The sequence below is a fragment of the Neorhizobium puerariae genome (assembly GCF_042429745.1).
GTDB classification, from domain to species: domain Bacteria; phylum Pseudomonadota; class Alphaproteobacteria; order Rhizobiales; family Rhizobiaceae; genus Neorhizobium; species Neorhizobium puerariae.
Genome location: NZ_JBHMAA010000008.1, coordinates 540,963 through 566,539, shown reverse-complemented (window position 1 = coordinate 566,539; position 25,577 = coordinate 540,963). Strand labels below are relative to the sequence as shown.

Annotated in this window: 27 protein-coding genes; 12 read left to right on the top strand and 15 right to left on the bottom strand. The window is 65.2% G+C overall.

Annotated features, from left to right (window positions below; all coding sequences use genetic code 11):
- The first annotated feature begins 10 nt into the window (after nucleotides 1–10).
- A complete protein-coding gene (locus tag ACFFP0_RS08025) occupies nucleotides 11–1,030 on the top strand; it encodes a tripartite tricarboxylate transporter substrate-binding protein (RefSeq protein ID WP_377258629.1) in 1,020 nt (339 codons plus the stop codon).
- 125 nt (nucleotides 1,031–1,155) lie between these two features.
- On the opposite strand, the gene ACFFP0_RS08020 is transcribed toward ACFFP0_RS08025, so the two are convergent.
- The 7 genes from ACFFP0_RS08020 to ACFFP0_RS07990 form a co-directional block, all read right to left on the bottom strand.
- Nucleotides 1,156–1,872, bottom strand: coding sequence for an ABC transporter ATP-binding protein (locus ACFFP0_RS08020; protein WP_377258626.1), 717 nt, complete (start codon nucleotides 1,870–1,872; stop codon nucleotides 1,156–1,158).
- Nucleotides 1,869–2,618, bottom strand: coding sequence for an ABC transporter ATP-binding protein (locus ACFFP0_RS08015; RefSeq protein WP_377258623.1), 750 nt, complete (start codon nucleotides 2,616–2,618; stop codon nucleotides 1,869–1,871). The genes ACFFP0_RS08020 and ACFFP0_RS08015 overlap by 4 nt, the downstream gene beginning before the upstream one ends.
- Nucleotides 2,615–3,577: a branched-chain amino acid ABC transporter permease gene (locus tag ACFFP0_RS08010; protein WP_377258791.1), complete on the bottom strand. Its 963-nt coding sequence runs from the start codon at nucleotides 3,575–3,577 to the stop codon at nucleotides 2,615–2,617. Before ACFFP0_RS08010 ends, ACFFP0_RS08015 begins: the two co-directional genes overlap by 4 nt.
- 68 nt (nucleotides 3,578–3,645) lie before the next feature.
- On the bottom strand, nucleotides 3,646–4,503 hold the full coding sequence (locus tag ACFFP0_RS08005) for a branched-chain amino acid ABC transporter permease (protein WP_377258620.1): 858 nt from the start codon (nucleotides 4,501–4,503) through the stop codon (nucleotides 3,646–3,648).
- A gap of 308 nt (nucleotides 4,504–4,811) precedes the next feature.
- The gene (locus ACFFP0_RS08000; RefSeq protein ID WP_377258617.1) at nucleotides 4,812–5,990 is read right to left on the bottom strand and encodes an ABC transporter substrate-binding protein; all 1,179 of its coding nucleotides are present in this window, start codon (nucleotides 5,988–5,990) and stop codon (nucleotides 4,812–4,814) included.
- 288 nt (nucleotides 5,991–6,278) lie between these two features.
- Nucleotides 6,279–7,502, bottom strand: a complete 1,224-nt coding sequence (locus tag ACFFP0_RS07995) for a LysR family transcriptional regulator (protein ID WP_377258614.1) — start codon at nucleotides 7,500–7,502, stop codon at nucleotides 6,279–6,281.
- 197 nt (nucleotides 7,503–7,699) lie between these two features.
- Entirely contained in the window at nucleotides 7,700–8,584 is an 885-nt protein-coding gene (locus tag ACFFP0_RS07990; protein WP_377258611.1) for an NAD(P)H-binding protein, read from the bottom strand.
- Between the two features lie 116 nt (nucleotides 8,585–8,700).
- Here ACFFP0_RS07990 and ACFFP0_RS07985 point away from each other — a divergent pair, with 116 nt between their 5' ends.
- The gene (locus ACFFP0_RS07985) at nucleotides 8,701–9,432 is read left to right on the top strand and encodes a TetR/AcrR family transcriptional regulator (RefSeq protein WP_377258608.1); all 732 of its coding nucleotides are present in this window, start codon (nucleotides 8,701–8,703) and stop codon (nucleotides 9,430–9,432) included.
- Nucleotides 9,433–9,567: 135 nt separating this feature from the next.
- Here the strand turns inward: ACFFP0_RS07985 and ACFFP0_RS07980 are convergent, their stop codons facing one another.
- The 4 genes from ACFFP0_RS07980 to ACFFP0_RS07965 all read right to left on the bottom strand — a co-directional run bounded on the left by ACFFP0_RS07980 (nucleotide 9,568) and on the right by ACFFP0_RS07965 (nucleotide 14,844).
- The gene (locus tag ACFFP0_RS07980) at nucleotides 9,568–10,737 is read right to left on the bottom strand and encodes an ABC transporter substrate-binding protein (RefSeq protein ID WP_377258605.1); all 1,170 of its coding nucleotides are present in this window, start codon (nucleotides 10,735–10,737) and stop codon (nucleotides 9,568–9,570) included.
- A gap of 579 nt (nucleotides 10,738–11,316) precedes the next feature.
- Entirely contained in the window at nucleotides 11,317–12,372 is a 1,056-nt protein-coding gene (gene repB, locus ACFFP0_RS07975) for a plasmid partitioning protein RepB (RefSeq protein WP_377258602.1), read from the bottom strand.
- 27 nt (nucleotides 12,373–12,399) lie between these two features.
- The gene (gene repA, locus ACFFP0_RS07970; protein WP_377258599.1) at nucleotides 12,400–13,692 is read right to left on the bottom strand and encodes a plasmid partitioning protein RepA; all 1,293 of its coding nucleotides are present in this window, start codon (nucleotides 13,690–13,692) and stop codon (nucleotides 12,400–12,402) included.
- Between the two features lie 396 nt (nucleotides 13,693–14,088).
- Nucleotides 14,089–14,844 (bottom strand): IclR family transcriptional regulator, encoded by a 756-nt coding sequence (locus tag ACFFP0_RS07965; protein WP_377258596.1) that lies wholly within the window; start codon nucleotides 14,842–14,844, stop codon nucleotides 14,089–14,091.
- Between the two features lie 177 nt (nucleotides 14,845–15,021).
- Here ACFFP0_RS07965 and ACFFP0_RS07960 point away from each other — a divergent pair, with 177 nt between their 5' ends.
- The 6 genes from ACFFP0_RS07960 (at nucleotide 15,022) to ACFFP0_RS07935 (ending at nucleotide 19,083) form a co-directional block, all read left to right on the top strand.
- Nucleotides 15,022–15,744: a 3-oxoacid CoA-transferase subunit A gene (locus ACFFP0_RS07960; RefSeq protein ID WP_377258593.1), complete on the top strand. Its 723-nt coding sequence runs from the start codon at nucleotides 15,022–15,024 to the stop codon at nucleotides 15,742–15,744.
- Entirely contained in the window at nucleotides 15,741–16,430 is a 690-nt protein-coding gene (locus ACFFP0_RS07955) for a CoA transferase subunit B (RefSeq protein WP_377258590.1), read from the top strand. Before ACFFP0_RS07960 ends, ACFFP0_RS07955 begins: the two co-directional genes overlap by 4 nt.
- Before the next feature lie 10 nt (nucleotides 16,431–16,440).
- Nucleotides 16,441–17,646 (top strand): 3-oxoadipyl-CoA thiolase, encoded by a 1,206-nt coding sequence (pcaF, locus tag ACFFP0_RS07950; protein ID WP_377258587.1) that lies wholly within the window; start codon nucleotides 16,441–16,443, stop codon nucleotides 17,644–17,646.
- A 217-nt stretch (nucleotides 17,647–17,863) separates the two neighbouring features.
- A complete protein-coding gene (locus ACFFP0_RS07945; protein WP_377258584.1) occupies nucleotides 17,864–18,118 on the top strand; it encodes a type II toxin-antitoxin system HicA family toxin in 255 nt (84 codons plus the stop codon).
- Nucleotides 18,115–18,450 (top strand): type II toxin-antitoxin system HicB family antitoxin, encoded by a 336-nt coding sequence (locus ACFFP0_RS07940; protein ID WP_377258581.1) that lies wholly within the window; start codon nucleotides 18,115–18,117, stop codon nucleotides 18,448–18,450. Before ACFFP0_RS07945 ends, ACFFP0_RS07940 begins: the two co-directional genes overlap by 4 nt.
- Nucleotides 18,451–18,615: 165 nt before the next feature.
- The gene (locus ACFFP0_RS07935) at nucleotides 18,616–19,083 is read left to right on the top strand and encodes a group III truncated hemoglobin (RefSeq protein ID WP_377258578.1); all 468 of its coding nucleotides are present in this window, start codon (nucleotides 18,616–18,618) and stop codon (nucleotides 19,081–19,083) included.
- Nucleotides 19,084–19,120: 37 nt separating this feature from the next.
- On the opposite strand, the gene recX is transcribed toward ACFFP0_RS07935, so the two are convergent.
- From recX to ACFFP0_RS07915, 4 genes are all read right to left on the bottom strand, one after another.
- A complete protein-coding gene (recX, locus tag ACFFP0_RS07930) occupies nucleotides 19,121–19,675 on the bottom strand; it encodes a recombination regulator RecX (protein ID WP_377258788.1) in 555 nt (184 codons plus the stop codon).
- 120 nt (nucleotides 19,676–19,795) lie between these two features.
- Nucleotides 19,796–20,527: a L,D-transpeptidase gene (locus ACFFP0_RS07925; RefSeq protein WP_377258575.1), complete on the bottom strand. Its 732-nt coding sequence runs from the start codon at nucleotides 20,525–20,527 to the stop codon at nucleotides 19,796–19,798.
- Nucleotides 20,528–20,708: 181 nt separating this feature from the next.
- Nucleotides 20,709–21,092, bottom strand: coding sequence for a VOC family protein (locus ACFFP0_RS07920; RefSeq protein ID WP_377258572.1), 384 nt, complete (start codon nucleotides 21,090–21,092; stop codon nucleotides 20,709–20,711).
- A gap of 109 nt (nucleotides 21,093–21,201) precedes the next feature.
- On the bottom strand, nucleotides 21,202–22,698 hold the full coding sequence (locus ACFFP0_RS07915) for a S10 family peptidase (protein ID WP_377258784.1): 1,497 nt from the start codon (nucleotides 22,696–22,698) through the stop codon (nucleotides 21,202–21,204).
- Between the two features lie 267 nt (nucleotides 22,699–22,965).
- Between ACFFP0_RS07915 and ACFFP0_RS07910 the strand changes: the two genes are divergently transcribed.
- The 4 genes from ACFFP0_RS07910 (at nucleotide 22,966) to ACFFP0_RS07895 (ending at nucleotide 25,511) form a co-directional block, all read left to right on the top strand.
- The gene (locus ACFFP0_RS07910; RefSeq protein WP_377258569.1) at nucleotides 22,966–23,916 is read left to right on the top strand and encodes a DUF1403 family protein; all 951 of its coding nucleotides are present in this window, start codon (nucleotides 22,966–22,968) and stop codon (nucleotides 23,914–23,916) included.
- Between the two features lie 2 nt (nucleotides 23,917–23,918).
- Entirely contained in the window at nucleotides 23,919–24,563 is a 645-nt protein-coding gene (scpB, locus tag ACFFP0_RS07905; protein WP_377258566.1) for an SMC-Scp complex subunit ScpB, read from the top strand.
- Between the two features lie 68 nt (nucleotides 24,564–24,631).
- A complete protein-coding gene (locus ACFFP0_RS07900; RefSeq protein WP_377258563.1) occupies nucleotides 24,632–25,003 on the top strand; it encodes an antitoxin Xre/MbcA/ParS toxin-binding domain-containing protein in 372 nt (123 codons plus the stop codon).
- Nucleotides 24,969–25,511 (top strand): RES family NAD+ phosphorylase, encoded by a 543-nt coding sequence (locus ACFFP0_RS07895; protein WP_377258781.1) that lies wholly within the window; start codon nucleotides 24,969–24,971, stop codon nucleotides 25,509–25,511. Before ACFFP0_RS07900 ends, ACFFP0_RS07895 begins: the two co-directional genes overlap by 35 nt.
- Nucleotides 25,512–25,577 lie beyond the last annotated feature (66 nt).

Sequence of the window (25,577 nt, the reverse complement as noted above, 5' to 3'; positions counted from 1 at the left end):
GGAGGAGAGAATGCATCATACCGTGGTTCGACAACCGGCGGCGCTCCTGGAGCGGGCTGCCGGGTTCATGAAGTTGCTGATCCCGGCGCTGGGGCTGGCGCTCGCAGCACCCGCCGCCGCCGTCGCGCAGGACAGATATCCGTCGCGCGACATCACGCTCGTGCTGCCCTTCGGCCCCGGCGGCATCGCCGACATCACGGCCCGGCTCGTGGCGGAATCGCTCGGCAGGAAGCTCGGGCGGCAGATCGTCATCATGAACCAGCCGGGCGCGGGCGGCGCCACCGCGGCCCGGGCGGCCCTGAACGCCGAGGCCGACGGCTACACGCTGGCGCTGCTTTCCAACGGGACGGCGATCAGCGTGCCGCTCTTCAAGAACCTGCAGTTCGACCCGGTCAAGGATTTCGTGCCGGTATCGAGCCTCGCCTATTTCGATTTCGTCTTCGTCGCCAAGGGCAACGGCAAGTACAAGACGCTCAAGGACGTGCTGGATGCCGCCCGCGCCAATCCGGGCGCGCTCAATGTCGGGACGATCAACGTCGGCAGCAGCCAGAATCTTGCGGCGGAGCTGTTCAGATCGACCTCCGGGGTGGATTTCACCATCGTGCCCTACAAGGCCACCCCGGATCTCCAGGTCGCTCTCCTCGGCGGCGAGCTCGACGTGGTCATCGACAGCCAGACGGCGCTGAAGGCTGCCCTGCAGCAGAACCAGGCGATCGCCGTCGCATCGTCCGGCCCCGCGCGCTCCAGCCTGCTGCCGAACGTGCCGACGGCCCAGGAAGAGGGTGTGAAGGGTTTCGACGTCACCTCCTGGAACGCGATCTTCGCCCCGGCAGGAACGCCGCCGGAGGTCGTGAAGACGCTCAACGCCGCACTTGTGGACGTCCTGGCCGATGCGACCCTGCAGAAACGGTTCGCCGACCTCGGGGTCGAGGCCCGCTCCAGCACCCCGGAAGAGATCGGCAAGCGGCTGGCAGACGACATCGGCAAATGGTCGGCCGTGATCGAGAAGGCCGGGATTCCGAAGCAATGATCAAATGGCGGAGGGACGGCACCCGTTCCTCCGCTCCGTTTCGTCGGAGGCCGTTGCCGCCCGATGCCCCTCATACGAGCGGCCCCGTGGGAAGACGGCGAGGGCCGACCGGCGGCGGGGTCGCGTCAGTGCCGCGCGCCCTTCTCCACCCCGAGATGCTGGCCGAGGATCGTCTCATCCGCCAGCAGGTCCGTGCTCGTGCCCTGGAAAACGACTGCGCCGCGGTCGAGGATCACCGCATCGTCGGTCAGCGGCAGGATCTTGCGCGCCTTCTGCTCGATGATGATCGCGGACATGCCCTCGCCTTCGACGATCCGGCGGATCGCCGCGAGCAGTTCATCGACGATGATCGGCGCAAGCCCCTCGGTCGGTTCGTCGAGCAGGAGCAGCCTTGGATTGACCATCAGGGCGCGGCCGACAGCCAGCATCTGCTGCTCGCCACCGGAAAGCTGGTTGCCGAGGTTCCTGCGCCGTTCCTTGAGGCGCGGGAACATGCCGTAGACACGCTCGACGTCCCACACGCCCGGCCTTGCGATGGCGGTCAGGTTCTCCTCGACGGTCAGCGACTTGAAGATGTTGCGCTCCTGCGGCACCCAGCCGATACCCGCGGCGGCACGCCGGTCCGCCCTCAGCCTGGTAATGTCGCGGCCGAGCAGCCGGATCGAGCCGGAATGGTAGGTCGTGACGCCTGCGAGCGTATTCACGAAGGTCGTCTTTCCCGTGCCGTTGCGGCCGAGGAGCGCAAGCGTGCGGCCTTCCGGGATCGTCAGGCTGATGCCCGAAAGCACGCTCGCCTCGCCATAACCCGCCACCAGCTTTTCGGTCACCAGAACGGGCGTCATGCGTTTTCTCCGAGATAGACGGCCTTGACGCGCGGGTCGGCGGAGATTTCCGCGACCGTGCCTTCCGTGAACAGCGCGCCGGCAACCAGAACCGATATGCGGTTCGCAAACGAGAAGACCAGATCCATGTCGTGCTCGATCAGAAGCACGGTCACATCCGCCGGAAGGGCGGAGACGATCGACAGAACCTCGTGACGCTCGTCCTCCGGCACCCCGGCTGCCGGCTCGTCGAGCAGCAGCACCCGCGGCCTGGAGGCGAAGGCAAGCGCGATTTCGAGGAGCCGCTGCTTGCCATAGGGCAGGATCACCGTCCGCTCGCCCATGACAGAAGCAAGGCCGAAGCGGGAAAGCAGGTCCGCCGCCTCGTCGACGATCCTGCCGTAACCGGCGACGGATTTCCAGAAATTGTGGCCGACGCCCTCGCGCTCGGCAATCGCCAGCGCCACGGTTTCGAGCGGCGTGAAGTCGTTGAAAAGCTGGTTGATCTGGAAGGTGCGGGTCAGCCCGCGCTTGACCCGGCGGAAGGACGCCATCGAGGTGATGTCCTCCCCTTCCAGGAAAACCTGACCCTCCGAGGGCGGCAGGACACCGGTCAGAAGGTTGATCAGCGTCGTCTTGCCCGCGCCGTTCGGCCCGATCAGAGCATGCCGGGCCCCGCGCTCCACCTTGAGGCTCACGTCATTGGTGGCGAGGAAGGCGCCGAAGCGGCGCTTCAGGTTGCGGGTTTCGAGAACGATGTCGGTCATCGGCCGTCCTCCTTCTTCGAGAAGCGTTCGGGCAGGTATTCGATCCAGCGCGCCAGCCGGTCACGGCCGACCAGGACGAGCACGACGAGGATGAGGCCGATATAGAACATCCAGTATTGCGGCGTGACCACCGAAAGCCAGTCCTTCACCAGCGTGAAGAGCACCGCCCCGAAGATGCCGCCATAAAGATACCCCGTGCCGCCGATGGTCAGCACGAGGAGCACGTCCGCCGAGCGGTGGAAGGCGAGCACGTCCGGCGAGACGAAGCTCGTCGTCTGGGTGAGCAGCGCACCCGCCATGCCGGCGAAGACGGCCGCGATCGTATAGGCCGTGACGACGCGCTTGCGGGCGGGCACGGCGATCATGCCGGCCCGCATCGGATTGCCCTTGATCGCCTTCAGCGACATGCCGAACGGCGAAAAAGCGATGCGGCGCATGATCATCGTGCCGACGAAGAGCACGGCGACGCAGTAGAGATAACCCGTCTTGCCGAAGAGGTCGAACTCGAAAAGCCCGAGGATCGGCCCGAGCGAAAAGCCGCTCAGGCCGTCGGCCCCGCCGGTCAGCCAGGCCATCTGGTTGGCGAGTTCGGCCATCATCAGGCCGATGCCGAGCGTGGTCATCAGGCGGGTCAGGTCCGAGCCGCGCAGGACGAGGAAGCTGGTGAGCAGCCCCAGCACGCCGGTCGCGAGACCGGCCACGACGAGCCCGAGGACCGGTTCGGCGACATAATGCAGCGCCACGAGGCCCGCCACATAGGCGCCGAGGCCGAAAAAGGCGGCATGGCCGAGCGAGACGATGCCCGCGAAACCGAGCACCAGGTCGAGCGAGACCGCAAACAGCGCCAGGATGGCGATCTCGGTGAGGATCAGCATCTTGGACGGCAGCACGAAATAAGCGGCGAGCGCCGCCACCCAGACGACGATCTCGTAAAAGCGCATGCGGCTCCTGCGCTTCATCAGCTTTGCGGCGCGGCTTTCGGCCGCGGAGGTTTCCGCCGTCACGGCGGTTTCCTGCGGAAGAACGCTCATCGGCCACCTCTCGCGAACAGGCCGTTCGGTCGAACGATCAGCATGATGATCATCAGTGCATAGATGACGAAGGGACCGATGGCGGGAACATAATACTTGCCGGCGACATCGGCGATGCCGAGCAGCAGGGCGGCGAGGAACGGGCCGGAGACGGTCGAAGTACCGCCGACCGACACGACGATCAGGAAGTAGATCATGAACTTCAGCGGAAAATTCGGATCAAGCCCGAGGATTTCCGCGCCCATCGCGCCGCCGAGCCCCGCAAGGCCCGATCCGAACGCGAAGGTGAGCGCAAAGACGACGGGCACGTTGATGCCGAGACCCATGGCGACGCGCCGGTCGTCGACCGCCGCGCGCAGCCGGCTGCCGAAACGCGTCTTCGACAGGATAAGCTGCAGCACGACGGCCAGCACGGCGCAGATGACGATGGTGAACAGCCGGTAGCGGCCGATGCCGACGCCGAACACGTCCATCCGGCCGGAAAGTTCCGGCGGCAGATTGATGAGCTGCTGCTGGCCGCCCATGAAATAGTCGGTCGCGGCGATCGCCATGAAGACGATGCCGATCGAGAAGAGGACCTGGTCCAGGTGGTTGGCCTGGTAGAGCCATTGATAAAGCGTGCGCTCCAGGACGAGACCGATGAGCGCGGACACGATGAAGGCGGCCGGCAGGCACCAGTAGAAGGAGATGCCGTAGCGGTTCATCATGATGACGGTTATGTAACCGCCGGCCATGGCGAAGGCGCCATGCGCCAGGTTGATGAAGTTCATGAGGCCAAGCGTCACCGTCAGCCCGCAGGCGAGGATGAACAGCAACATGCCATAAGCTACACCGTCAAACAGAATGGTCAGCATGTGGATCTTCTCTACGCGGCCCTAGCTGAAATCGATGATGTCACCCGACGTTGTTGCCGGGAAAAACGAAAGGGCTCAAGTCCCCCGAAGCTTCCAGCGGGAAGGGCCGATGTCAAATGCACCGATGCCCCCCTCACCCGGCCGCCGCTCCGCCCGGCCACCCTTTCCCCAAGGTGGAGAGGAGGGTCGAATACGTGCGGCACGCTCTTCTTCTCCCCTCGGGAGAAGAAGAGCGGATGAGGGGGAGGCCGCGGAGCCGCCGCTCGCTTCAAGAAGCGGGCGCGCCCTCGCCGCCTCCCGAGCCACCCTTACTTGGCCTCGGCCTTTTCCGGGTCCTTCAGCGCCTCGAACGTCTTGAACTCGACGTTGTGCAACTGGCCGTTCACTTCCTTGACCTCGCGAACGTAGATGTTCTGGATGATGTCGCGGGTTTCGGGATCGATGGAAACCGGGCCGCGCGGGCTCGTCCAGGAAAGGCCCTTGACGGCAGCTATGAAGGCGGGGCCGCTTGCGTCGCCCTTCGTCTTCTCGAGCGCAGCATAGATCAGCGCCATGCCGTCGTAACCGCCGACCGACATGAAGTTCGGCCGCATGCCGTTGTTGGCCTTCTCGAAGCCTTCGACATAGGCCTTGTTTTCCGGGCTGTCATGGGCGGTTGCGTAGAAATGGCCGGTGATGGTGCCGATCGCCGGCCTGCCCATCGAGTTCAGGATATCGTCGTCGGTGACGTCGCCAGTGGCGATCAGCTTGATGCCGGCATCCGCAAGGCCGCGATCCGCGAACTGCTTCATGAACAGCGAGCCGACGCCGGACGGCAGGAAGACGAAGACCGCATCGGGCTTCGCATCGCGCACGCGCTGCAGGAAGGGCGCGAAGTCGGGGTTCTGGAGCGGAACGCGCACGGCCTCGACGATCTCGCCGCCCTTCGCCTTGAACTCCTTGGTGAACCACTTTTCGGCATCGATGCCCGGGCCGTAGTCGGAAACGAGCGTCACGACCTTCTTGATGCCGTTTTCGGCCGCCCAGGTTCCGACTGGAACGGAGTATTGCGGCAGGGTGCCGGAGGTGCGCGTGATGTATTCCGAGGCCTTGGTGATGGAAGCCGTGCCGGCCGCCATGACGATGGTCGGGATCTTCGCCTGGGTCGCGACCGGCGCGACCGACATCGCAAGCGGCGTCAGGCCGAAGCCGGCGAGAACCTTGGCGCCGTCGTTGACCACCAGTTCCTGCGCGATGCGGCGGGTCTGGTCGGCGACGCCGGCGTCGTCGCGGATGATCAGCTCGATCTTCTTGCCGGCCACCGTATCACCCTTGGCGGCGATGAAAGCCTTGGCGCCGGCGGAGACCTGGCGGCCCGTGGATGCAAACGGCCCGGTCATCGGCAGGATGAGGCCGACCTTGACGACCTCCTGGGCGGCAGCCGGAACGGCGGCGAGGCAGCCGAGCGCGATACCGGCGGCGGCCATCAGTGTTCTTCTTTTCAACATTCGTCTCCTCCTCAAGGGTGCGGAATTATGTATCCGGCCTCCTGCCGGCCGATTCTCGATCGAAGCGGCAAATCCTCACTGTCTGCCGCCTATATCGATGAATGTATACATGGCCGTCAACAGGCTATGATAGTTTGACGTCCCACTATTCTCTTTTTTTCGTCGCCTCCGTGATCGCCGCCCTCGCGAAATCGCGTCATGCCTCTCGCGACGATCTCTCTTGTCATCCTATAAACCGGAAGTGCCCCGGCCGTTTATCACTTCGTCTGCCGCGCTCATAAGTTTTGGTTATAGAAGGTGGCGGGAAACCTGTTCCGGCCGGGTCGGCAGGAGATCCAGAAACGCCTGCTGAGCAACGGTCGGCAGCCAGTCTTTCCGCAGCGTCACGCCGATCGGCCTCGATGTGTGGCTGAGATCGAAGGGAAGCGCGCGCATCAGTCCGCGGGCGATTTCCGCCTCCGCCTGAAGCCGCGAAGTGCAACCCAGGTGCTCGCTCGCATCCAGAAGCTCGCGCATCAGGATAAGCGAACCGGTTTCGACGATGCTTCTGGGCGGCCTGCTGCCGGCATCGGTGAAGATGCTGTCGAAATAGCGCCGGATGGGCGTCCCCGCCTGCCCCACCACCCAGGGATAGGCGGCCAGTTCCCCGGCGGTGATGCCCGGCCTGTCGACAAGGGGATGGCTGTTGCCCGCAACCAGAACGACGGTATCGTGGAACAGCACCGTCTGCTCCACGTCGCCGATGGGCGCAGGCACGCGCAGCGCGCCGAGCAGGAAATCGATCTCGCCACGGCGCAGCGCCCCCAGCAGGTCGGGATAGGGACCTTCCTGGATGTGCAGGGGGAGGTTGGGGCGAAACGTGCGGAAGCGGGCGATCGCCCTCGGCAGCACATAGGATTTCGCAAGCGGCGTGGCGCCGATGACGATCCGCCCGATCTCGGCCGCCGTCAGTTCGGCAAGATCGGCATCCGCCTGCTCCAGCTCCAGAAAGGCGAGTTTCGCCGCCTGCGCCAGCGCCTGCGCGGTCCGCGTGGCGACGATACCGTAGGAGGCGCGCTCGAAGAGCGGACGTGCGGCCTCCTCTTCCAGCTGGCTCACCGCCCGATAGACCGCCGGCTGGCTGAGGCCGAGGCGCCGGGCCGCGAGCGTGAAATTCTCGGTTTCCCGAACCGCGATCAAGGCCCGCAGCTGCGCGGTCGTCGCCGTCACCTTCAACCGTGGCGAGAGTTCCGACAGGGTTGGATCGAGATAACCGAAGGCGCGCCTGATCCGTCGCGCCAGGATCTCCCCGGCATTGTTGGCGAAGACCCGCTGGGGCGTGCGGGAAAAGAGCGGCAGGCTCACCGTCTTCTCTATCTTCGACAACGCCTGCGTGACGGCGGGCTGCGACACGAAGCACAGCTCCGCCGCCCTGGTGACGGAGCCGGTGTCGACGACCGCGAGAAACGCCCTCAGATGCCGCAGGCTGTGCTGCAGGATGGTGGATGCGGATGCGGGCGGCGAAGAACTCATGATCGGGTTCTTCTACAGCATCGGCCCGAAAACCGGAATCGATTTTCGGAAAGCGCGATGCATGGATTCAACAGGTTAGAGCACACGGAACAGGAGGCGCGGACGTTTGCGCCCCCGGGAGGCTTCCGGCGCCCGATATGCCGGGAACGGCCGATCCGGAATACGGCCCCGCGCCGGAGGCGGCGGAGCGGTCGCGGTCAACTGCCCGATCCACCCGCGGGCGCCAGGTCCCCGGCAAGCAGGTCGGCCAGGGACGTGGTCGGCCTGCCGAGAAGTTGCGCGAGGGTCGGGTCGACCTTGGCGAATTCGCCGTTGCGGCTGGCCCGGAACATGCCCAGGGTGATTTCCACGACTACGGCGGAAAGCCCGCGGGAAGTAAGCCTCTTCGCCATGTCCTCGTCCGATATGTATTCACGTCGCACCGGATGCCCCACGACGGTCGACGCGATCCTCGCGATGTCTTCCAGATCGAGCGCCTCACCGGCGGTGAGCGGCGGCGTCGGCCCCTCGAACCGGCCCGGCTGCATGAGGATCGCCGCCGCCGCGTCCGCAAGGTCGGCATGGGCGGTCCACGATACCTTGCCGTCTTCGGGAAACATGATCCGCCCGCCCCGGATGCCCTCACGCACCATCGCGACGATGCTGCCGGCATAAAATCCGTCGCGAAGCGCGGTCCATGCCAGCCCGCTCTCCCGCAGCATCAATTCGGTTGCGTGATGCGTGTGCATCGGCGGAAAGGCCGACGCGGCGCTGGCGGCCATGTGGCTGGTATAGACCACCCGGCCGACACCCGCCTCCTTCGCGGCGGCGATCACGTTGCGGTGCTGCACCAGCGGGTCGGCTCCATGTGCGGAAGCGTTCGACGAAACCATCAATATCTGGTCCGCCCCCTGAAATGCATGCCGCAGGCTCTCCGGGTTCTCATAGTCGGCCTGATGGACCTTCATGCCCATCGCCTCCAGCTCCCCCGCCTGCCCCGCATCACGCACGCTCACCGCAAGCGCCCCGGACAAGCCGCGCGAACGCAGGGAATTGACGATGGCCCGGCCAAGTTTTCCGTTTCCACCCGTGACGACGATCATCGAACTATCCTTTCATCCTGGGCATTATCACCGCTATCGGATTTTTGATATCAGTGATTATCATCGTTATCAAGTCTTCGCTGTCATTGGAAACAAATCCGGCCTAGGGTGGCTCCATGACCCCTGATGACACCATGACTTCCGAATCCGCGATGACGCCCGATGTCCGCGCCCGCATCCTGGCCGCGGCGTCCCGATTGATCGCGGAAGGCGGCGGCGAGGCCGCGACGACGCGCGCGGTGGCGGCCGCGGCCGGCGTGCAACCCCCGACCATCTACCGGTTTTTCGGCGACAAGCAGGGTTTGCTGGCGGCCGTCGCCGAGCACGATCTGACGACCTATGTCGCAGGGAAGGAAAAGCACGCCCCGCATCCCGACCCCGTCGAGGACCTCAGGCAGGGCTGGGACATGCATGTCGATTTCTGCCTTTCGAACCCGGGCCTGTTCGCCATCCTCACCGATTATTCGGAGACCCGCGGGACTTCCACGGCGGCGACCTGGGGCAAGCAGGTCCTGGAGCGCAGAATCCGGAGGATTGCGCGGTCCGGCCGTCTGACGACGAGCGAGGAGCAGGCATTGGCGGCGGTCGAGGCTGCCGGATCGGGTACGATCCTCGCCCTGCTCGGGCAGCCGGAAGGGCAGCGGAATACGGGGATCTCGGCCTTCATCCGCGACATGGTCATCGCCGCCATAACCAAGGCGCCCGATGGGCGGCACGACGAGGAAAGACGCCCCCAGGCCGCCGCATCGCAACTGCGCGCATCGCTCGACGACGTCACGGTCCTTACCGCCGGCGAACGCCATCTGCTCGGCGAGCTTCTGGAACGGATCGCGTCATCGGCATCCTAGGGCGATTCCAGCAAAAGCGTGCGGTGGTTCTGCGTCCGGAATCGCGCAAGAACAAAGAGAGCGAGCACCGGCATGCCCCAACGAAAATGGCGGGCCGGAGCCCGCCATCCGTATCTGCGAAGGATGACCGCCGCCTTACTTGACGTTCGGGTCCTTGATCTTCGGGAAGGTCGCGAATTCGACGTTGTAGAGTTCGCCGTTCACCTCCTTGACCTCACGCATGTAGATGTCCTGGACGATGTCGCGCGTCGCGGGATCGATGGTGATCGGTCCGCGCGGGCTCACCCAGGAGGCGCCCTTCATGGCTTCCACGAGCTTGGTGCCGTCGGTATCGCCATTGGTCTTCTTCAGCGCCGCATAGGCGAGCGTCATCGCGTCATAACCGCCGACCGACATGAAGTTCGGCCGCATGTTGTTGCTGGCCTTCCGCACCTGGGCGACGAAGGCCTTGTTTTCCGCGCTGTCGTGCAGGGCGGAATAGAAATGGCCGGTGATGACCCCCTTGGCGGCCGGGCCGATGCCGTTCAGCAGGTCGTCGTCGGTGATGTCGCCGGTGCCGATCAGCTTGATGCCCGCTTCGGCAAGGCCCCGCTCGGTGAACTGCTTCATGAACAGCGAGCCGACGCCGGAGGGGACGAAGACGAAGACCGCATCGGGCTTGGAGTCGCGCACGCGCTGCAGGAAGGGAGCGAAGTCCGGATTCTGGAGCGGAACGCGGACCGCCTCGACGATCGTGCCGCCTTCCTTCTTGAACTGGTTGGTAAAGCCCTGTTCGATATCGATGCCCGGACCGTAGTCGGACACGAGGGTGACGACGCGCTTCAGGTTGTTCTGCACCGCCCAGGTGGCGACCGGAACGGCCGACTGCGGACCTGCCATCGACGTGCGGACGAAATATTGCGATTGCGGCATGATCGCCGAGGTGGTCGCCGAGGTGATGATCGCCGGGACCTTCGCCTGGTTGAGGACCGGGGCGACCGACATCGCGAGCGGCGTCAGGCCGAAGCCCATCAGCAGCTTGGCGCCGTCGTTGACGACGAGTTCCTGGGCGATGCGGCGGGTCTGGTCGGCGACCCCGGCATCGTCGCGCAGCACGATTTCGATCTTCTTGCCGGCGACCGTATCCCCGTTCAGCGCCACATAGGCCTTGACGCCGGCCTCGACCTGCCGGCCGGTGGACGCGAACGGACCGGTCATCGGCAGGATCAGGCCGATCTTGACCGTTTCCTGCGCGGCGGCCGGCAGCGCCGTCAGTCCACCCAGGGCCATGCCGGCCGCGGCCATCAATGTTCTTCGGGTAATCATCTCTTTCCTCCTCTCAAGACGAACCGTTGCAAAACGCGCGCGGCGGGCCGCATCCTCCTTGCTGCCCGAACCGGCCACAGCCTGCGAGGCCTGTCGCAGCCAGCCGCGCCGACACGTCAACCGGGTCAGGCAGGCCCCGGGCCTGCCCTCTCCGGCCTTCCGTCGGCCCATGCCGCCTGCTCGTCGTCTTCCCGGTGATATCGAGGGGTTTCAGGCCCAATTTTCACGAAACCGTGTATACATCCCTGCTTTTCCCTCTCCATTCCCTGAAGAACCGGCTTCAAGATCGCCTGAGCGGATGGAAAGAAGGCAAGCGTGGAAAAGCATACGTGAAAAAAGGAATGGAACTCCTCACCCGGAAAAGACGGCCTGCCTGCTCCTCCTCCACGCCGTTATGTAATCCATAAATCTGTATACATAACCTGTCAATATTGGACTAATTCCAGGAATTAGACGGATCGTCCGGCCCACGTGGTCCGCATCGAAGAGGACCGGCGAGGCCGGAGCATACGCCCTTTTCGAAAGGCGGCATGCCCCGATGCGGTTGGGATCGCCGCACCGGCAGGAGCGGGCGGGCGGTCAGCCCGCGCGTTTCGTCAGGAATTCCCCATAGCGGGCGGCCAGCAGCACCGCCGCCTCGTCGATGAAAGCGGGATCGATATCCGCCGAGAACTCGATCCGCTTGACCTTTCCCTCGCGCCGCACGCGGGCGAACACCTTGCCGTCGCCGTCCGTCAGCTCCTGCGGCTTGATGGGATCGGGCTTCATGCTCGCGTCGAGCCGCGTGAACAGTATCCGGAAACGGGCGTCGCTGTCGGCCGCCCTGAAGCGCGTGCTGTAGATGACATCTGTCCCGATATACTGCTTGGCCTCCCGCGCAAGGATCTCGCCGAGCTTCATCCAGCGCTCGCGCCCCGCTTTCGGAGCCGGCCCGATCGCCCGGATGAACTGCTCGGGCACGCTTTCGACCACCTGCAGCAGGCGCGAAAGCTCGCTCTTCTGCACGGCCAGCGCATCGCCGATCACCTTGCGGTCGAAACCGTGGCTGGCGAGATTCCGCGCGAATATCCCGCGCTCGATGAAGGAAAGGTTGCGGCGTTCGGCATTCTCCTTGCCCTGCGCCAGCACCAGCGCATCGTCGGAAAGCGGCTTGACGATCGCCTTCACCTCGATGCCGAGCCGTTCCGCAGCCTTGATGCGGCGATGTCCGTAGGCGGTCTGGTAGCGGCCGTCCTTCTCCGGATGCGGGCGCACGAGAACCGGCACCTGCTGGCCGTTCTCGCGGATGCTCTCCACCAGCGCCGCGAAATCCTCGTCATCCCTGTCGTCGATCCGCAGCCGGTCCTCGATGAAGGAGGAATCGATCCTGTCCGGCTGGATGGTGACGATCCGCTCGCCATCGCTCAGCGCCTGGCGCAGCGCGCGGGCTTCCTCCGCGTCGCGCGTCATCGCGCCAAGCGAAAGCCCCATGGCCTTGACAGCGCCGGAGGCGCTGCGGGACGGCAGCCCACCTTGCCCGGCCGGCGCCGGTTCCGTCTGTGGCATGGACTTCGTCTCCGGCGCGCGGCCCGGCTCCGATGGCGTCAGCCCCCCTCCGAACAATGCCTTCAGTTCATGTCTGCGGTTTCCGGCCATTCTCAGAACCTTTCTCTGTCATTGCCCTCATCGACCCCAGGCCGCATGGATCAGCGCCTCGATTTCCCCGTTGACGGCGTTCATCGCCTCCGCGGCGCGGTCATAGGTGGAGCGGGTGAAATTCTCGCGGCCGACCTCGTAGAGCGTCTGCTTGGTCAGGCCGGCATCCGATACCGCGGTCGATTTCAGCATGGGCGCGGTCAGCACCCTCTCGCCGAAAAGCGAACGCATGAAGCCGACGATCTGCGCCTGCGGTCCGTCATTGGGCTCGTAGCGGGTGACGAGATAACGCAGGAAATCGAAATTCAGCGTGCCGCCCGCCTCGCGCACCACGGCCAGCAGGTCGGCGGCCATGAACAGGAACTGGTTCATCGACGCGACGTCAAGCATCTGCGGATGCACGGTGACGATGACCGAGGTGGAGGCGCAGAGCGCCGAAAGCGTCAGGTAGCCGAGCTGCGGCGGGCAATCGACCACAACCACGTCGTAATCGTCCTCGATGGTCTTCAGGACCGCCTGGATGCGGGCGAAGAAGAGCGGGCCGGCATCCTCGCCGTTCTGGTGGCGGGCGAGCGCCTGCGGCGTCACATGCTCGAATTCCTGCAGCTCGATATTGCCCGGAACGAGATCCACGCCGGGGAAATAGGTGCCCCTGACGATCTCCGAAAGCGGCCGTTGCTCGTGGTCGTAGCGGATGGCGCCGTAAAGCGTGTCGTTGCCGGCGAGGTCGAGTTCCGGCTGGTAGCCGAAGAGCGCCGAAAGCGAAGCCTGCGGGTCGAGATCGACGGCGAGGACCCGATGCCCGGTCAAGGCCAGATGCTGGGCGAGGTGGACGGCGGATGTCGTCTTGCCCGATCCGCCTTTGAAATTGGTGACCGAGATCACCTGCAGATGCTCCCCGCGCGCCGCGTCGCGATGCGGCAGGTAGGACCGCGCCTTGGCCATGTTGCCCTTGGCAAGCGCCTGTTCCGCGAGATAGGCGCGCAGCGCGTTGATGTCGCGGAGCGAATAGTAGCGCCGGCCGCCGGCGCCGGTCGCGGGCTGCGGCCCCTCCCCCGCAAGCGAAAGCTGGCGCAGATAGCCATCGGAAACGCCGATCAGCTTTGCCGCCTCGCCCGACGAGAAGGCGCGCAGCGATTTCATCGAAGCGGGCGGGAAAAGGCGCTCGCGCATCGCCTTGAGCTGCTCGGAAAGCAGCTGGGCATCCATGGCGATCGCCTCTTCCGCGAGCACGCGCGGCTCGACAGCCTGCTCCGCGCCGGGCGCCTGCGATTTCTCCGCCGATACGGCCATGGGTTCGTTCTCCTTCATGTCCGCCATGCCTTGCTCCCTGGGTGACCGGAGGCACGATAGACCTCCGATATGAAGCCGGCTTGACCGGGCGCCTGATCTCGTCAGTTTTTTACGCCGGGCGGCTGGACCAGCAGCAATTGCCGCCAGTTACGCTGAAACGGAATAGATTCGCTTCTTTCCGTAACCGAAGCTGAACGCCCCGTTGAGTCGCGTCAAGGTTTTTCTGGGTCGTGAACGGTTGCTGCGCACCCTGCATGTCCGCCTCCTGCGATGGATTTCCGTGCAAAGCGTGGGGCAACCGCGAGACACGGGGACAAAAAGCACCGGATTTTTTTCCAACCCGCTGACAGGAAAGCCTTTCCGGGTGCGCGCCTTCCCCGCCCGGCAAAGTTGACAGCTGTCAACCCGACTGCCGGCGGCGGATCAACGCAGCAGGGGCTTCAGTGATTTCGCCACGCTTCGCAACGCGTCCAGATAGCGGTCCGCCATTTCTTCCGCAGGCACGCTTGCCGCCGGGGCACCGATATTGAGCGCAGCGACCACCCGACCGCGGTCGTTTTCGAGCGGCACGGCGATCGAGCAGAGGCCGAGTTCGAGCTCCTGATCGATGACGGCGAAACCCTGCGCACGCACGCGGGCAAGCTCTTCCATCAATTGCGCGGGATCGGTCCGGGTGCGAGGCGTGTAGGCCTTCAGAACCGTCTGCCTGAGAAGCGCGCGCGCATCCTCCTCCGGCAAGGCTGCAAGCAGCACGCGGCCCATCGAGGCGCAATAGGCCGGCAGGCGGCTGCCCGGCACGAGGTTGATCGACATGACCCGCTTCTGCGAGGCGCGGGCGATATAAACGATCTCGGTACCGTCCAGCACGCTTGCGGAAGCGCTCTGGCACACCTCCTCCGACAGCTTGTCGAGGAACGGCTGGACGATATGCGGCAGCGGGGTGGCCGAGAGATAGGCATGGCCGAGCCGGAGTATCCTCGGCGTCAGGGCAAAGAATTTTCCATCATAGTCGGCATATCCGAGCCCGGCGAGCGTCAGCAGGCAGCGCCGCGCCGTCGCCCGGTCGAGGCCCGCCGCCCTCGCGACATCGGCGATGGCGAGTTTCGGCGTCGTTTCGCCAAAGGCCTCGATCACCTTCAGGCCTTTCGCCAACCCGCCGATGAAATCCGTTTCCCGCATACATCCCTCCGGACCGTACTTTTCCGATCGCATCATTACGCCGTTTATGTGCGGTATACGAACAAATGTCAAATATCGCACAAATGGCTTGCCGGTGAAGGACCGTCGTTTTATCTCTTCGTCCCGGGGCATGGCGGACGAGGACAAGGGCCGCGCGCAGCCCAGGAGGCATCGTGCATGGACAAGACAATCGGAAGCCTGGCCGAAGCGGTCTCGGAAATCGGCGACGGCGCTACCGTCATGATCGGCGGCTTCGGCGGCTCCGGCGCGCCGATCGAGCTCATTCACGCCCTGATCGACAAGGGACCGAAGAACCTCACCGTCATCAACAACAACGCGGGTAACGGCCGCATCGGCATCGCGGCGATGATCGACGCGGGCATGGTCGGGAAGATGATCTGCTCGTTTCCCAAATCGTCCGATCCGCGCGCGTTCACGGAAAAGTACCTTGCGGGCGAGATCGAGCTGGAGCTGGTGCCGCAAGGTACGCTCGCCGAACGCATCCGCGCCGGCGGCGCCGGCATCCCTGCCTTCTACACGCCGACCGCCTACGGCACCGAGCTTGCGGAAGGCAAGCCGATCGCCGAATTCGATGGCCGCCATTACGTCCAGGAGCGGTGGCTGAAGGCGGATTTCGCCATCGTCAAGGCGCATACCGGCGATACCTACGGCAACCTGACCTACAACAAGGCTGCCCGCAACTTCAATCCGCTGATGTGCATGGCGGCCGCCAGGACGATCGCGCAGGTCTCGAAGATCGTGCCGGCCGGCGGCATCGATCCCGAACATGTCGTGACGCCGGGCATTTTCGTCGACCGTGTCGTCGAAGTGGCGAATCCGAGCCAGGAAGAAGAACTCATTCGAGCCGGAGTGGTCTACGCCCCAGGAGCCCAAGCATGACCGTCAACACCCGCGAAGACATCAAGCTTTCCAATGCCCAGATCGCCTGGCGCGCGGCGCAGGACATCGCCGACGGCGCCTATGTGAACCTCGGCATCGGTTTTCCGGAAATGGTCGCCCGTTACCAGCCGCCCGGCCGGCAGGCGATCTTCCATACGGAAAACGGCATCCTGAATTTCGGCGAGGCGCCGCCCGCCGGAGAGGAGGACTGGGATCTCATCAACGCCGGCAAGAAGGCGGTGACGCTGAAGCCGGGTGCCGCCTTCTTCCACCATGCCGACAGTTTCGCCATGGTGCGCGGCGGCCATCTCGACGTCGCGATCCTCGGCGCGCTTCAGGTCGCGCAGAACGGCGACCTCGCCAACTGGCGGGTAGGCTCGAAGGGCGTGCCGGCGGTCGGCGGCGCCATGGACCTCGTGCACGGCGCAAAGCAGGTTTCCGTCATCACCGAACACGTCACCAAGAACGGCGAGCCGAAATTAGTTGAAGCTTGTACCTTTCCGCTGACGGGCGTTGCGTGTATCACCCGTGTCTACACCAGTCATGCGGTGGTCGACATCCGCGACCGGCATTTCGTGCTGCGCGAGAAACTGGCCGGCATGACCGTGGAGGAACTGCAGGCCATGACAGGCGCAAAGCTTCATATAGAGAGGCCGGTCGCCGACCTCGTCGTGCCGGCGCTTTGAGGAGAGACCGATGACCGAAGCCTTTATCTGCGACTATATCCGTACCCCGATCGGCCGTTTCGGCGGTTCCCTCTCCTCCGTCCGGGCCGACGACCTCGCCACCGTTCCGCTCAGGAGCCTGATGGAACGCAACGTCTCGGTCGACTGGGAAGCCGTCAACGACGTGATCTACGGCTGCGCCAACCAGGCCGGCGAGGACAACCGCAACGTCGCCCGCATGGCCGTGCTGCTTGCCGGGCTGCCGGTCTCGATCACCGGCACGACCATGAACCGGCTCTGCGGTTCCGGCATGGATGCGGTCATCACCGCCGCCAGGGCCATCAAGGCGGGCGAGGCGGAACTGATGATCGCCGGCGGCGTCGAGAGCATGAGCCGCGCGCCGTTCGTCATGCCGAAGGCCGAGACCGCCTTCTCGCGCAATGCCGAAATCTACGACACGACGATCGGCTGGCGCTTCGTCAACCCGCTGATGAAGAAGCAGTACGGCGTCGATTCCATGCCGGAGACCGGCGACAACGTCGCGATCGACTACAAGGTCTCGCGGGAAGACCAGGACGCCTTCGCCGTCCGCTCGCAGGCGAAGGCCGCCGCCGCGCAGGAGAACGGACGCCTTGCGAAGGAGATCACCCCGGTCAGCGTGCCGCAGCGCAAGGGCGACCCGGTCACAATTTCCAGGGACGAGCATCCGCGCGCGACCTCGACGGAAGCGCTCGCCAAGCTGAGGCCGGTCAACAAGATCGAAGGCGGCACGGTGACGGCCGGCAATGCCTCGGGCGTCAACGACGGGGCGGCGGCCCTCATCATCGCCTCGGAAGCGGCGGCGAGGAAATACGGCCTCACCCCGATCGCCCGCGTCATGGGCGGCGCGACCGCGGGGGTTCCGCCGCGCATCATGGGCATCGGCCCGGCGCCCGCGACGCAGAAGCTTTGTGCCCGTCTCGGCCTCTCGCCGATGGATTTCGACGTGGTCGAACTCAACGAGGCCTTCGCCTCCCAGGGCATCGCCGTCCTGCGCGAGCTCGGCCTTGCCGAAGACGCCGAACACATCAACCCGAACGGCGGCGCGATCGCGCTCGGCCACCCGCTCGGCATGTCGGGCGCCCGCATCTCCGGCACGGCCGCACTGGAACTGTCGCTGCGCAAGGGCAGATACGCGCTCGCCACCATGTGCATCGGCGTCGGCCAGGGGATTTCGGTGGCGCTGGAACGGGTGTGAGCTGAAACCGCAAGGTTCGAAATCGAAGAGACCCGGCATCATTGCCGGGTCTTTTGTGTCCGGCAACGCCCGCCTCCGAGCGGTGCACAGCCGGAAACAATTTCGGGGATCTTTGAAATCCAAACGGTTTCCGACATTCATCCTTTCAAGACGGTGACACCGGCGGCGATGATGCTCACCGCTTGCGTTAGTACCAAAAAATGGTACTATTACCTGCATGAAAAAACGGCATCGCGCCACGCTGGAGCTGATCTATACCCGTCCGGTCAGCGGCTCGGTCCGCTGGACGGACATCGAAGCGCTTTTCGTCGCTCTCGGAGCGGAAATCAGCGGGCGTGAGGGCTCCCGTATTGGCGTGGTGCTGTTCGGCGAAGTCAGAGTGTTCCATCGGCCGCATCCCTCGCCGGATACGGACAAAGGCGCGGTTGCGAGCATTCGAAAATGGCTCGAAAGCCATGGAGTGAAGCCATGAAGAACGTCATTGAAATCGACGGCCATAAGGCGGTTATCTCGCTCGATCCCGATATCGGCATGTTTCGTGGTGAATTCCTCGGGCTGAATGGCGGCGCCGACTTCTATTCCAACAATCTCGACGGCCTCATGACGGAGGGCCGGAAGTCGCTGGAAACCTTTCTCGAAATCTGCCGCGAAAAGGGTATGGAACCGTTTCACTCTTTTTCCGGACGGTTCAATATCCGGCTCGATCCCAAGACACATGAGGCCGCCGTGATCGCCGCCGCCGCCAACGACCAGAGCCTCAACGAATGGCTGGCCGAGACGATAGCCACCGCAGCCCGATCGTGAGCCCCTGATCGTGGAAATAGCGATGCTGGCCGGCTGGAGCCTTCTTTTGGCGCGTCCCGCCCGCCGCCTGACAGATCGTCGCAACCCGGCGGTTCGGTCTTTGGCGTGGCATCCGGGTTGCCTATATAAGACCGACTGCCCATGCGGCGGAGCCGGAGATCGGACATGAACAACGAGTTGCAGGGCCGCGCTGCGCATGCCGCGGCGATCCGCGAGCGGGCGGAAGCCGACATGAAGGCGATCGGTATCGATGAGGCCTTCATTGGCAATCTGGTCGACACGTTCTACGGCCGCGTGCTGGCGCATCCGGAACTCGGGCCCGTGTTCGACGCGCGGCTTTCGGGCCGATGGCCCGAACACATGGAGAAGATGAAGAGCTTCTGGTCGTCGGTTGCCTTCCGCAGCGGCGCCTATGGCGGGAAACCGGTCCAGGCGCATCTCGGCGTCGCCAACATGACGCCGGAGCTTTTCCCGAAATGGCTGGAGCTCTTTGCCGCGACGCTTGACGACATCGCCCCGAACAAGGAGGCGAAGGCCTGGTTCATGGCGACGGCGGAACGCATCGCCCGCAGCCTGACGCTCTCGCTCTTCTACAATCCCGCCCTTGACGACCCGGCGCTCAGGCGCGCCTGACGACTTGCCGGACCGCCGCGGACCGCCGCCGTTGCCGTCAAAGATGCCGGCCGGCTTCCAGCGCTTCCTGGGCCTCGTCCCGCGACATTCCGAAGATCTTTTTGCCGATATCGAAGCTGAAGCCCGCCCTGGCGAAGGCAGAAAGCTCCCTTGCCTTGCTTTTCTCGTCGGGTTCGCCCTTGCGAAACGGCCCGAAGGCGCGCTTGCGGGCAAGCACGAGGGCCGCGTGGAAATCGTCCGCCTCGGCGACGGCGGCTGCGACGATGTCCCGGTCGACGCCTTTCTGCGACAGTTTCTGCGCGATCGCCCGTCTGGACCTGCCGCCGCGCACGCCGGAACGGGTACTGATCTCGGCATAGGCCGCATCGTCCAGCACCTTGAGATCATAGGCGAACTTCACGGCGAATTCGGCAAGCGCCCTTGCCTGCGCCTCGCCGATGCCGTCGAACTTCTGCCGCGCCTTTCGCCATATCGCGTCGTAAAGCTGCTTTTCCGTGTGCATCCGCCGTTCGAGGCGGTAGACCGCCGAATTGCGCGCCCACGAGAACATGCTCGGCGTCGGCGTGTCGGGTTGCGGTGTCTCTTCGTCCAGATCCAGCTTGAGCCTCCAACCCCTTGCCTGCTGCGTCATGCGGTGCGGAGCCGAACCTCCCTGCACCATGCAGCCGGCGGGGCCAAAGCATCCGGCCCGTCGGATGATGCGGTGGTCATGTCACACGGCGGGAGCCGCCCTCAACGCGTCCTGATGCACGACGATGCGGGCGTGATAGGGCACGCGCGCATAGAGATCGATGACGTCCTGGTTGACCAGTCGCACGCAGCCCGACGAGGTCGCCTTGCCGATCGAATCCCATTCCGGCGAGCCATGCAGCCGGTAGAGCGTGTCCTGTCCGTTCTGGAAGATGTAGAGCGCGCGGGCGCCGAGCGGGTTCTTCACGCCCGGGTCCATGCCGCCGTTCTCGACCGAATACCTGGCGAGATGTGGCTGGCGGGCGATCATGTCGGCCGGCGGCTTCCAGCGCGGCCAGGACTGCCGCCAGTGGATGATGCCTTCGCCCTGCCAGGCAAAGCCGTCGCGGCCGATGCCGACGCCGTAGCGTATCGCCGTGCCGCCGGGCTCCACCACATAGAGGAAACGGCCGGGCGTATCGACGACGACCGTGCCCGGTGCTTCGCCGGTGGGATCGACCACCCGCTGGCGGTAATATTTCGGGTCCATCTTCTGGTATGGCACGGCCGGAATCAGGTGCCCGCTATCCTCCACAGCCGCGTAGCGCGCCTGCAGCTCCGCCTCGGAAGCCGGTATGATGGGACGGCTGACCTGCTCGGGAACGGGGACGCGCCGGGGAGAGGTGGCCGTGGTCGCGCAGCCTGCCAGCGTCGCGGTCATCGAGACCGAAGCCAGGACGAAGCTGCGCCGCGACAGGCGATGTTCGCTGTTCATTTGATCGAAGAAACTCTCTGAAAAATCAAGCTATAGAGGCTAGTAACCGGTTTCGAAGCGGGCCAGCAAGCCGGCATCGGATCACATCACTGTCATTTCGCAAAGAGCATCGCGATGGTGTCGAAGGCGCAACACGAGGCCCTCTCGCACCGAAGCATTTCCAGGGTGCCCCGCCTCTACACTACCGGCCGGCCGGCTGAAAGAGCTCGACCAGATTCCCCGACGGGTCGACCAGCAGGACCTGCGATCCTCCCGGCCCCGTCACGATGTCGTTGCGGAACTCCACCCCGTCCGCCCGCAGCCGGGCTACCTCCGCCGGCAGGTCGCCGACGATGAGATGGATGCGGTTCCAGCCGCCCGGCCGGGGAAGCTCGCCGTCGGCCATCGCCCGTCCGGCGGAACTCGACGGGCCACTCAGCAGCAGCCGGAGCGCACCGAGCCTGACATCGGCGAAGGCGGGAGCATGGTTGGAAAGCAGCGTGAAGCCCAGATGCGCGGTATACCACCGGACCGAAGCCTCCACGTCGTCGACGATGTAGCGGACATTCACCGTTGCGTCTGGCATTTCAGCCTCCCTTCGCCCGGATCAGCAGCCCGCCGGGCGCCTCATGCGGGCCGCTCCCTACGACTATACCCAAAGCGCCCGCCGGCCAAGCAAGATGAAACAGGAAGGCTCAATCCGTCGCCTTCGCGTCATAAAACACCTTCACGTCCGCCGCAAAGCTCCTGCGGGAATCCGGGCGGGTATAGAACATGTGCCCGCCGCGATAGGCCTTCAGCTCGGCGCGGCCGGCCGCAAGCCGGGGCGGCAGGTGATCGATCACATAACGGCTCGCGCCATAGGGCGTCAGCGCGTCGCTGTAGCCATGCGCGATCATCAGCCTGAAGGTGGGGATGACCGAGAGCAGGTCGCGGATATCGGTCGAGGCGCTGGCGAGCGCCCGGCTTTCGCCCCCGCGGCCGCCGTTCCATTCCCAGCGGCGGTTCACGTCCTCGTTCAACAGGCTGTAGGTCACCTCGGTCGAAAAGCCGAGCTCGTTGCGCGCGTAAGCCGCGAAGGCGGCGCCATAGGCGCGCGTATAACCTTCGAGGATCGGATCGTCGTTGCGGCTGTAGACGTCCTCGGGATAGGCATCCGGCACCGCATAGGCCGCGTCATAAGGGCTGACGACCCGGCCCGGCCCGGCCATCTCCTTGGCATAGACATCGCCGACGAAGCCGCGCACGCGGGCGACCACGCTCTTCTCGATGCCGGTGAGCTCGGAAACGCGGGCATAAAACGTGTCGGCCGCCTGCCCGGCGAGAGAAGGACCGGCGAGCGCGACGAGATAATCGCCCATGGCGAAACGCTCCGCCTCGGCAAGCCTTTCTTGCGTGAACTGGCCGCGCTGTTCCAGATCCGCCGCCGCGAGCGACGGAAACTGCAGCGCAGCGCTCAGCGGATCGTCGGAATTGGCGAGGAAACGGCCCTCGATCAGGGGCGAAAGCATGATGACGCCGGAGGTCAGGATTCCCTGCGTGTTCTTGAGCGACGTGGCGACCTTGGCGGCCCGGAAGCCGCCATAGCTTTCGCCCAGCAGATATTTCGGCGCGTCGAGCCGGCCGTTCTTCTGCACATAAAGCGCGATCGCCTTGGCGAGGCTTTCGGCGTCCTGGCGGACGCCGTAGAAGCCGCGGGCAACATCGTCGCTGGCCGCCCGGCTCCAGCCGGTGCCGACCGGATCGATCAGCACGACATCGGTGAAGGCAAGCCAGCTCTCCGGATTGTCCTTGAGTTCAGGCGCGGTGCCGTTGTCGCCGCTCTCGCCGAATTCGAGAACCCTCGGGCCGATCAAGCCGAGATGCAGATAGGCCGAGGCCGCGCCCGGCCCGCCGTTGAAGGCGAAGGTGAGCGGCCTGCCCGGCGTGCGGTTCTTCGCCACATAGGCCGTATAGAAAATCCTCGCGGAACGGTTGCCATCCTGCCCGAAGAGATCGAGCGTGCCGGCGGTCGCCGTATAGGGCAGGTCCCCGGACGGCGCCTTGAAGACATGCTCCGTCACCGAATCGGCCGGAATGAGGTTGAATATGCCGGGCGACGCGGCCTGCTCGGTCTGGCGGCCGCGGTCGCGGGGCTCGTCTCCGCCATGCCCCTGTTGCGCCAGAACCGGCGCCGACAGCGCAAGCAGCATGGCAAGGGACGCGATCGTTCGGTGAAACGGCAACTGAAATCCTCCTTGGCCGGGTGATGCCTCCGGCCGATGCTCTCCGTCGATACCTTATGTAGGGCGGCGCGCCGATCCGCAAAACTCAACTCCTATTGATCGTCGGGAGCAGGCAAGGCAGGATACCTCGTCAACCCGGCCGGAAACACCAGAAAACGGTGCACAAACCGCCGCCGGAGTGCGGATTTCCGCGTCCATGGTGGCAAAAGCGCACAGGGTGGCTAAGCTGTTTTCATGATTCCCGACGCCGCATCGTCACGCGCAACCCTTCCACCCACGGCGACACCGCGCTGGGCGGCGCCCTCGACCTTTGCCGACAGCCTGGCGGATGCCGCGTTCATGGCCGGCGGCGCGCTTTATCCGATCGACCAGATCGTCCGGGCGGAGCCGGCATGGGCCGGCGCCTGGCGGCAGCGGCTGGCGCTCAGATGCGCGACCGCCGCCGTGCGGCTTGCGGGCCGCAGGGAAGACGAGGCTGCGTTGCGCGATGCCTGGCTGCTGCGCAAGCCGGGGGACGATCCCGGCCCCTCCGGCCACATCCTTTCCGCCTGGAAACGGCTTGCCACCCGCTCGACCGCGCTCGACGCGGACGTGCTGGAGACGGTCGCCGGCCTGATGAGCATCCGCTGGGACAAAAGCCTGGCCGGCCTGGCAGCCGCATTCGACGAGCTCGATCCCGGCGGGCCTGCTCCTCCTTTCAGCGCCGCCGCGATCATCGCAAAAGCCTGCGAAATCCGCATCGATGCCGAAGCGCTCGGCTGGTGGGCCGCCGACATGCTGCTGGCGCAGAAACTGCGCTGGCGGGTGCCGGTGCCGCTGCTGATGGGCCAGCGCTTTTCGACGGTCTTTCGCGCGGAAAGCGGTCAGGGCCGCATCCGGCCGGGCGAGGCGGGGTTCGAGCGGGCGGTCTGCCTTGCGCTGGTGCATGCCGCCGCCGAGGCGTCCCGGCTGGCTGCCGATCTTGCCCGCCGTGCGGAACGGCTCGCCGCCGTCACGCCGAAACTGCGCTCCAAGGCCGCCGGCGACGTGATCGGCCTTCTGCTGTCCGAGGATGCGGTTTCCGGTTCGCTGCAGACGAAAAGCCTCTCCCGGTTCGCCTCGCGCCGGCTGTTCGAAAGGCTGCAGCAGCTCGAAGCCGTGCGGGAGCTTTCCGGCCGCACCACATTCCGCATCTACGGGCTCTGACCATGGCGAGCAGGACACGGCAAATCCCGATCGACAAGGAGCTTGCGCATCTGGCGCCGGACGAGCGGCGGCGCGAATGGACGGCGCGGGTGGAAGCGGTCATCTTCGCCTGTTCGGAACCGGTCTCCCGCAGAATGCTGGAGCGGGTCGTCGGCGGGGATTGCGATATCGACGCGATCATCGAGGACATCCGCGAGGCGCTCGCCGGCCGGCCCTACGAACTGGTCTCCGTGGCCGGCGGCTGGCAGCATCGCACACGGCCGCAATTTGCCCCCGTGATCCACGCGTCGGGAGCCGCCCCCAATCCGCCCTCCGATCTCACCCATCATCAGGCGCTGGTGCTGATGACCATCGGTTATTTCCAGCCGGTGACGCGCGCCGAACTTTCCAAGATTTTCGGCCGCGAGGTCAGCCGCGACACGATCTCGACATTGCGGCAGCTCGGCTTCGTGGCGTCCGGCCCGCGCAGCCCGCTGCCCGGCGCGCCCTATACCTACATCACCACGCCCGCCTTCCTTTCCGCCTTCGGCTTCGAGACGTTGCAGGACCTGCCGGACACGGAGATGCTGGAAGATGCCGGCCTGCTGAGCCGCGCCCTGCCGCCGGACGATTTCGTCGAGCCGGAACTGGAAGAGGATGACGATTGACTTGAAACGAGCGCATATTGCGCTCATATTAAGCACAGATCGTTCAATACAGGATCAGGATCGGTCCAATGGTTGCACATGCTTTCGAAATGGGCGCCGCATCCTTCGGCGAAGCGCAATCCTCCTTCCTCTCCGCACGGCGGGTCTCGGAACTGCTCGGCGTGACGCAGGCGGAACTGGCCAAGCTGATCGGCGTCGCCCGCAACACGCTGACCGCCAAGAGCGGCGCGCGAAAGGTCGACCTCGCACTGAGCCCGGTCGTGCGCATCCTCGCCATGGCGGGCGAGATGGCGGGCGACGAAAGGCGCGCGGCGATCTGGTTCAAGCACCAGCCGATACCGGGCTGGGCCGGCAAGACGGCCTACGACCTCGTCGGCGAGGGCAAGGCGGACAAGGTGCTCGCCTATCTGGAGGCGGTGCGCTCCGGCGTCTATGCCTGAACCCGGCAGCGGGACGCTGATCCTCTGGCGGGCCTATGTGCCGCGCTGGGCGCATGCGCCGCTTTCGGGCGACGGCGCGGCCCGCTTCGGCGGACGGTGGAATCCGGTCGGCGCCCCCACCATCTATGCCGCCCGCGAACTCTCCACCGCCTGGGCCGAATACAACCAGGGCTTCGTCCAGCATCCGGCCTTGATCGCGCAGCTCCGGCTGGATGAGGCAAGGCTCGCGGACCTGACGGAGCCAGCCACGCTTTCCCGTTTCGGCACGGACGAGGCGATCCATCGCTGCGAATGGCGGGCGGATCTCGATGCCGGACGCGAGCCGGCAACCCATGCCTTCCGCGAAAAGCTGCTGGCGCAGGGTTTCGACGGCGTCGTCTATCCTTCCTTCATGTCGCCGGGCGGCACCTGCGTGGCGCTCTGGCGCTGGAACGGCGAGGGCCAGCCGACGCTGACCGTCACCGATCCGGACGGGCGGCTGCCGAAGAGCCCCGCCTCCTGGCTATAGATGCGCGGCCCCGGCCGGCCGGCGCTCCACAGCCGGAACTATAGAAAAATCCTTCGTTCAACCTTA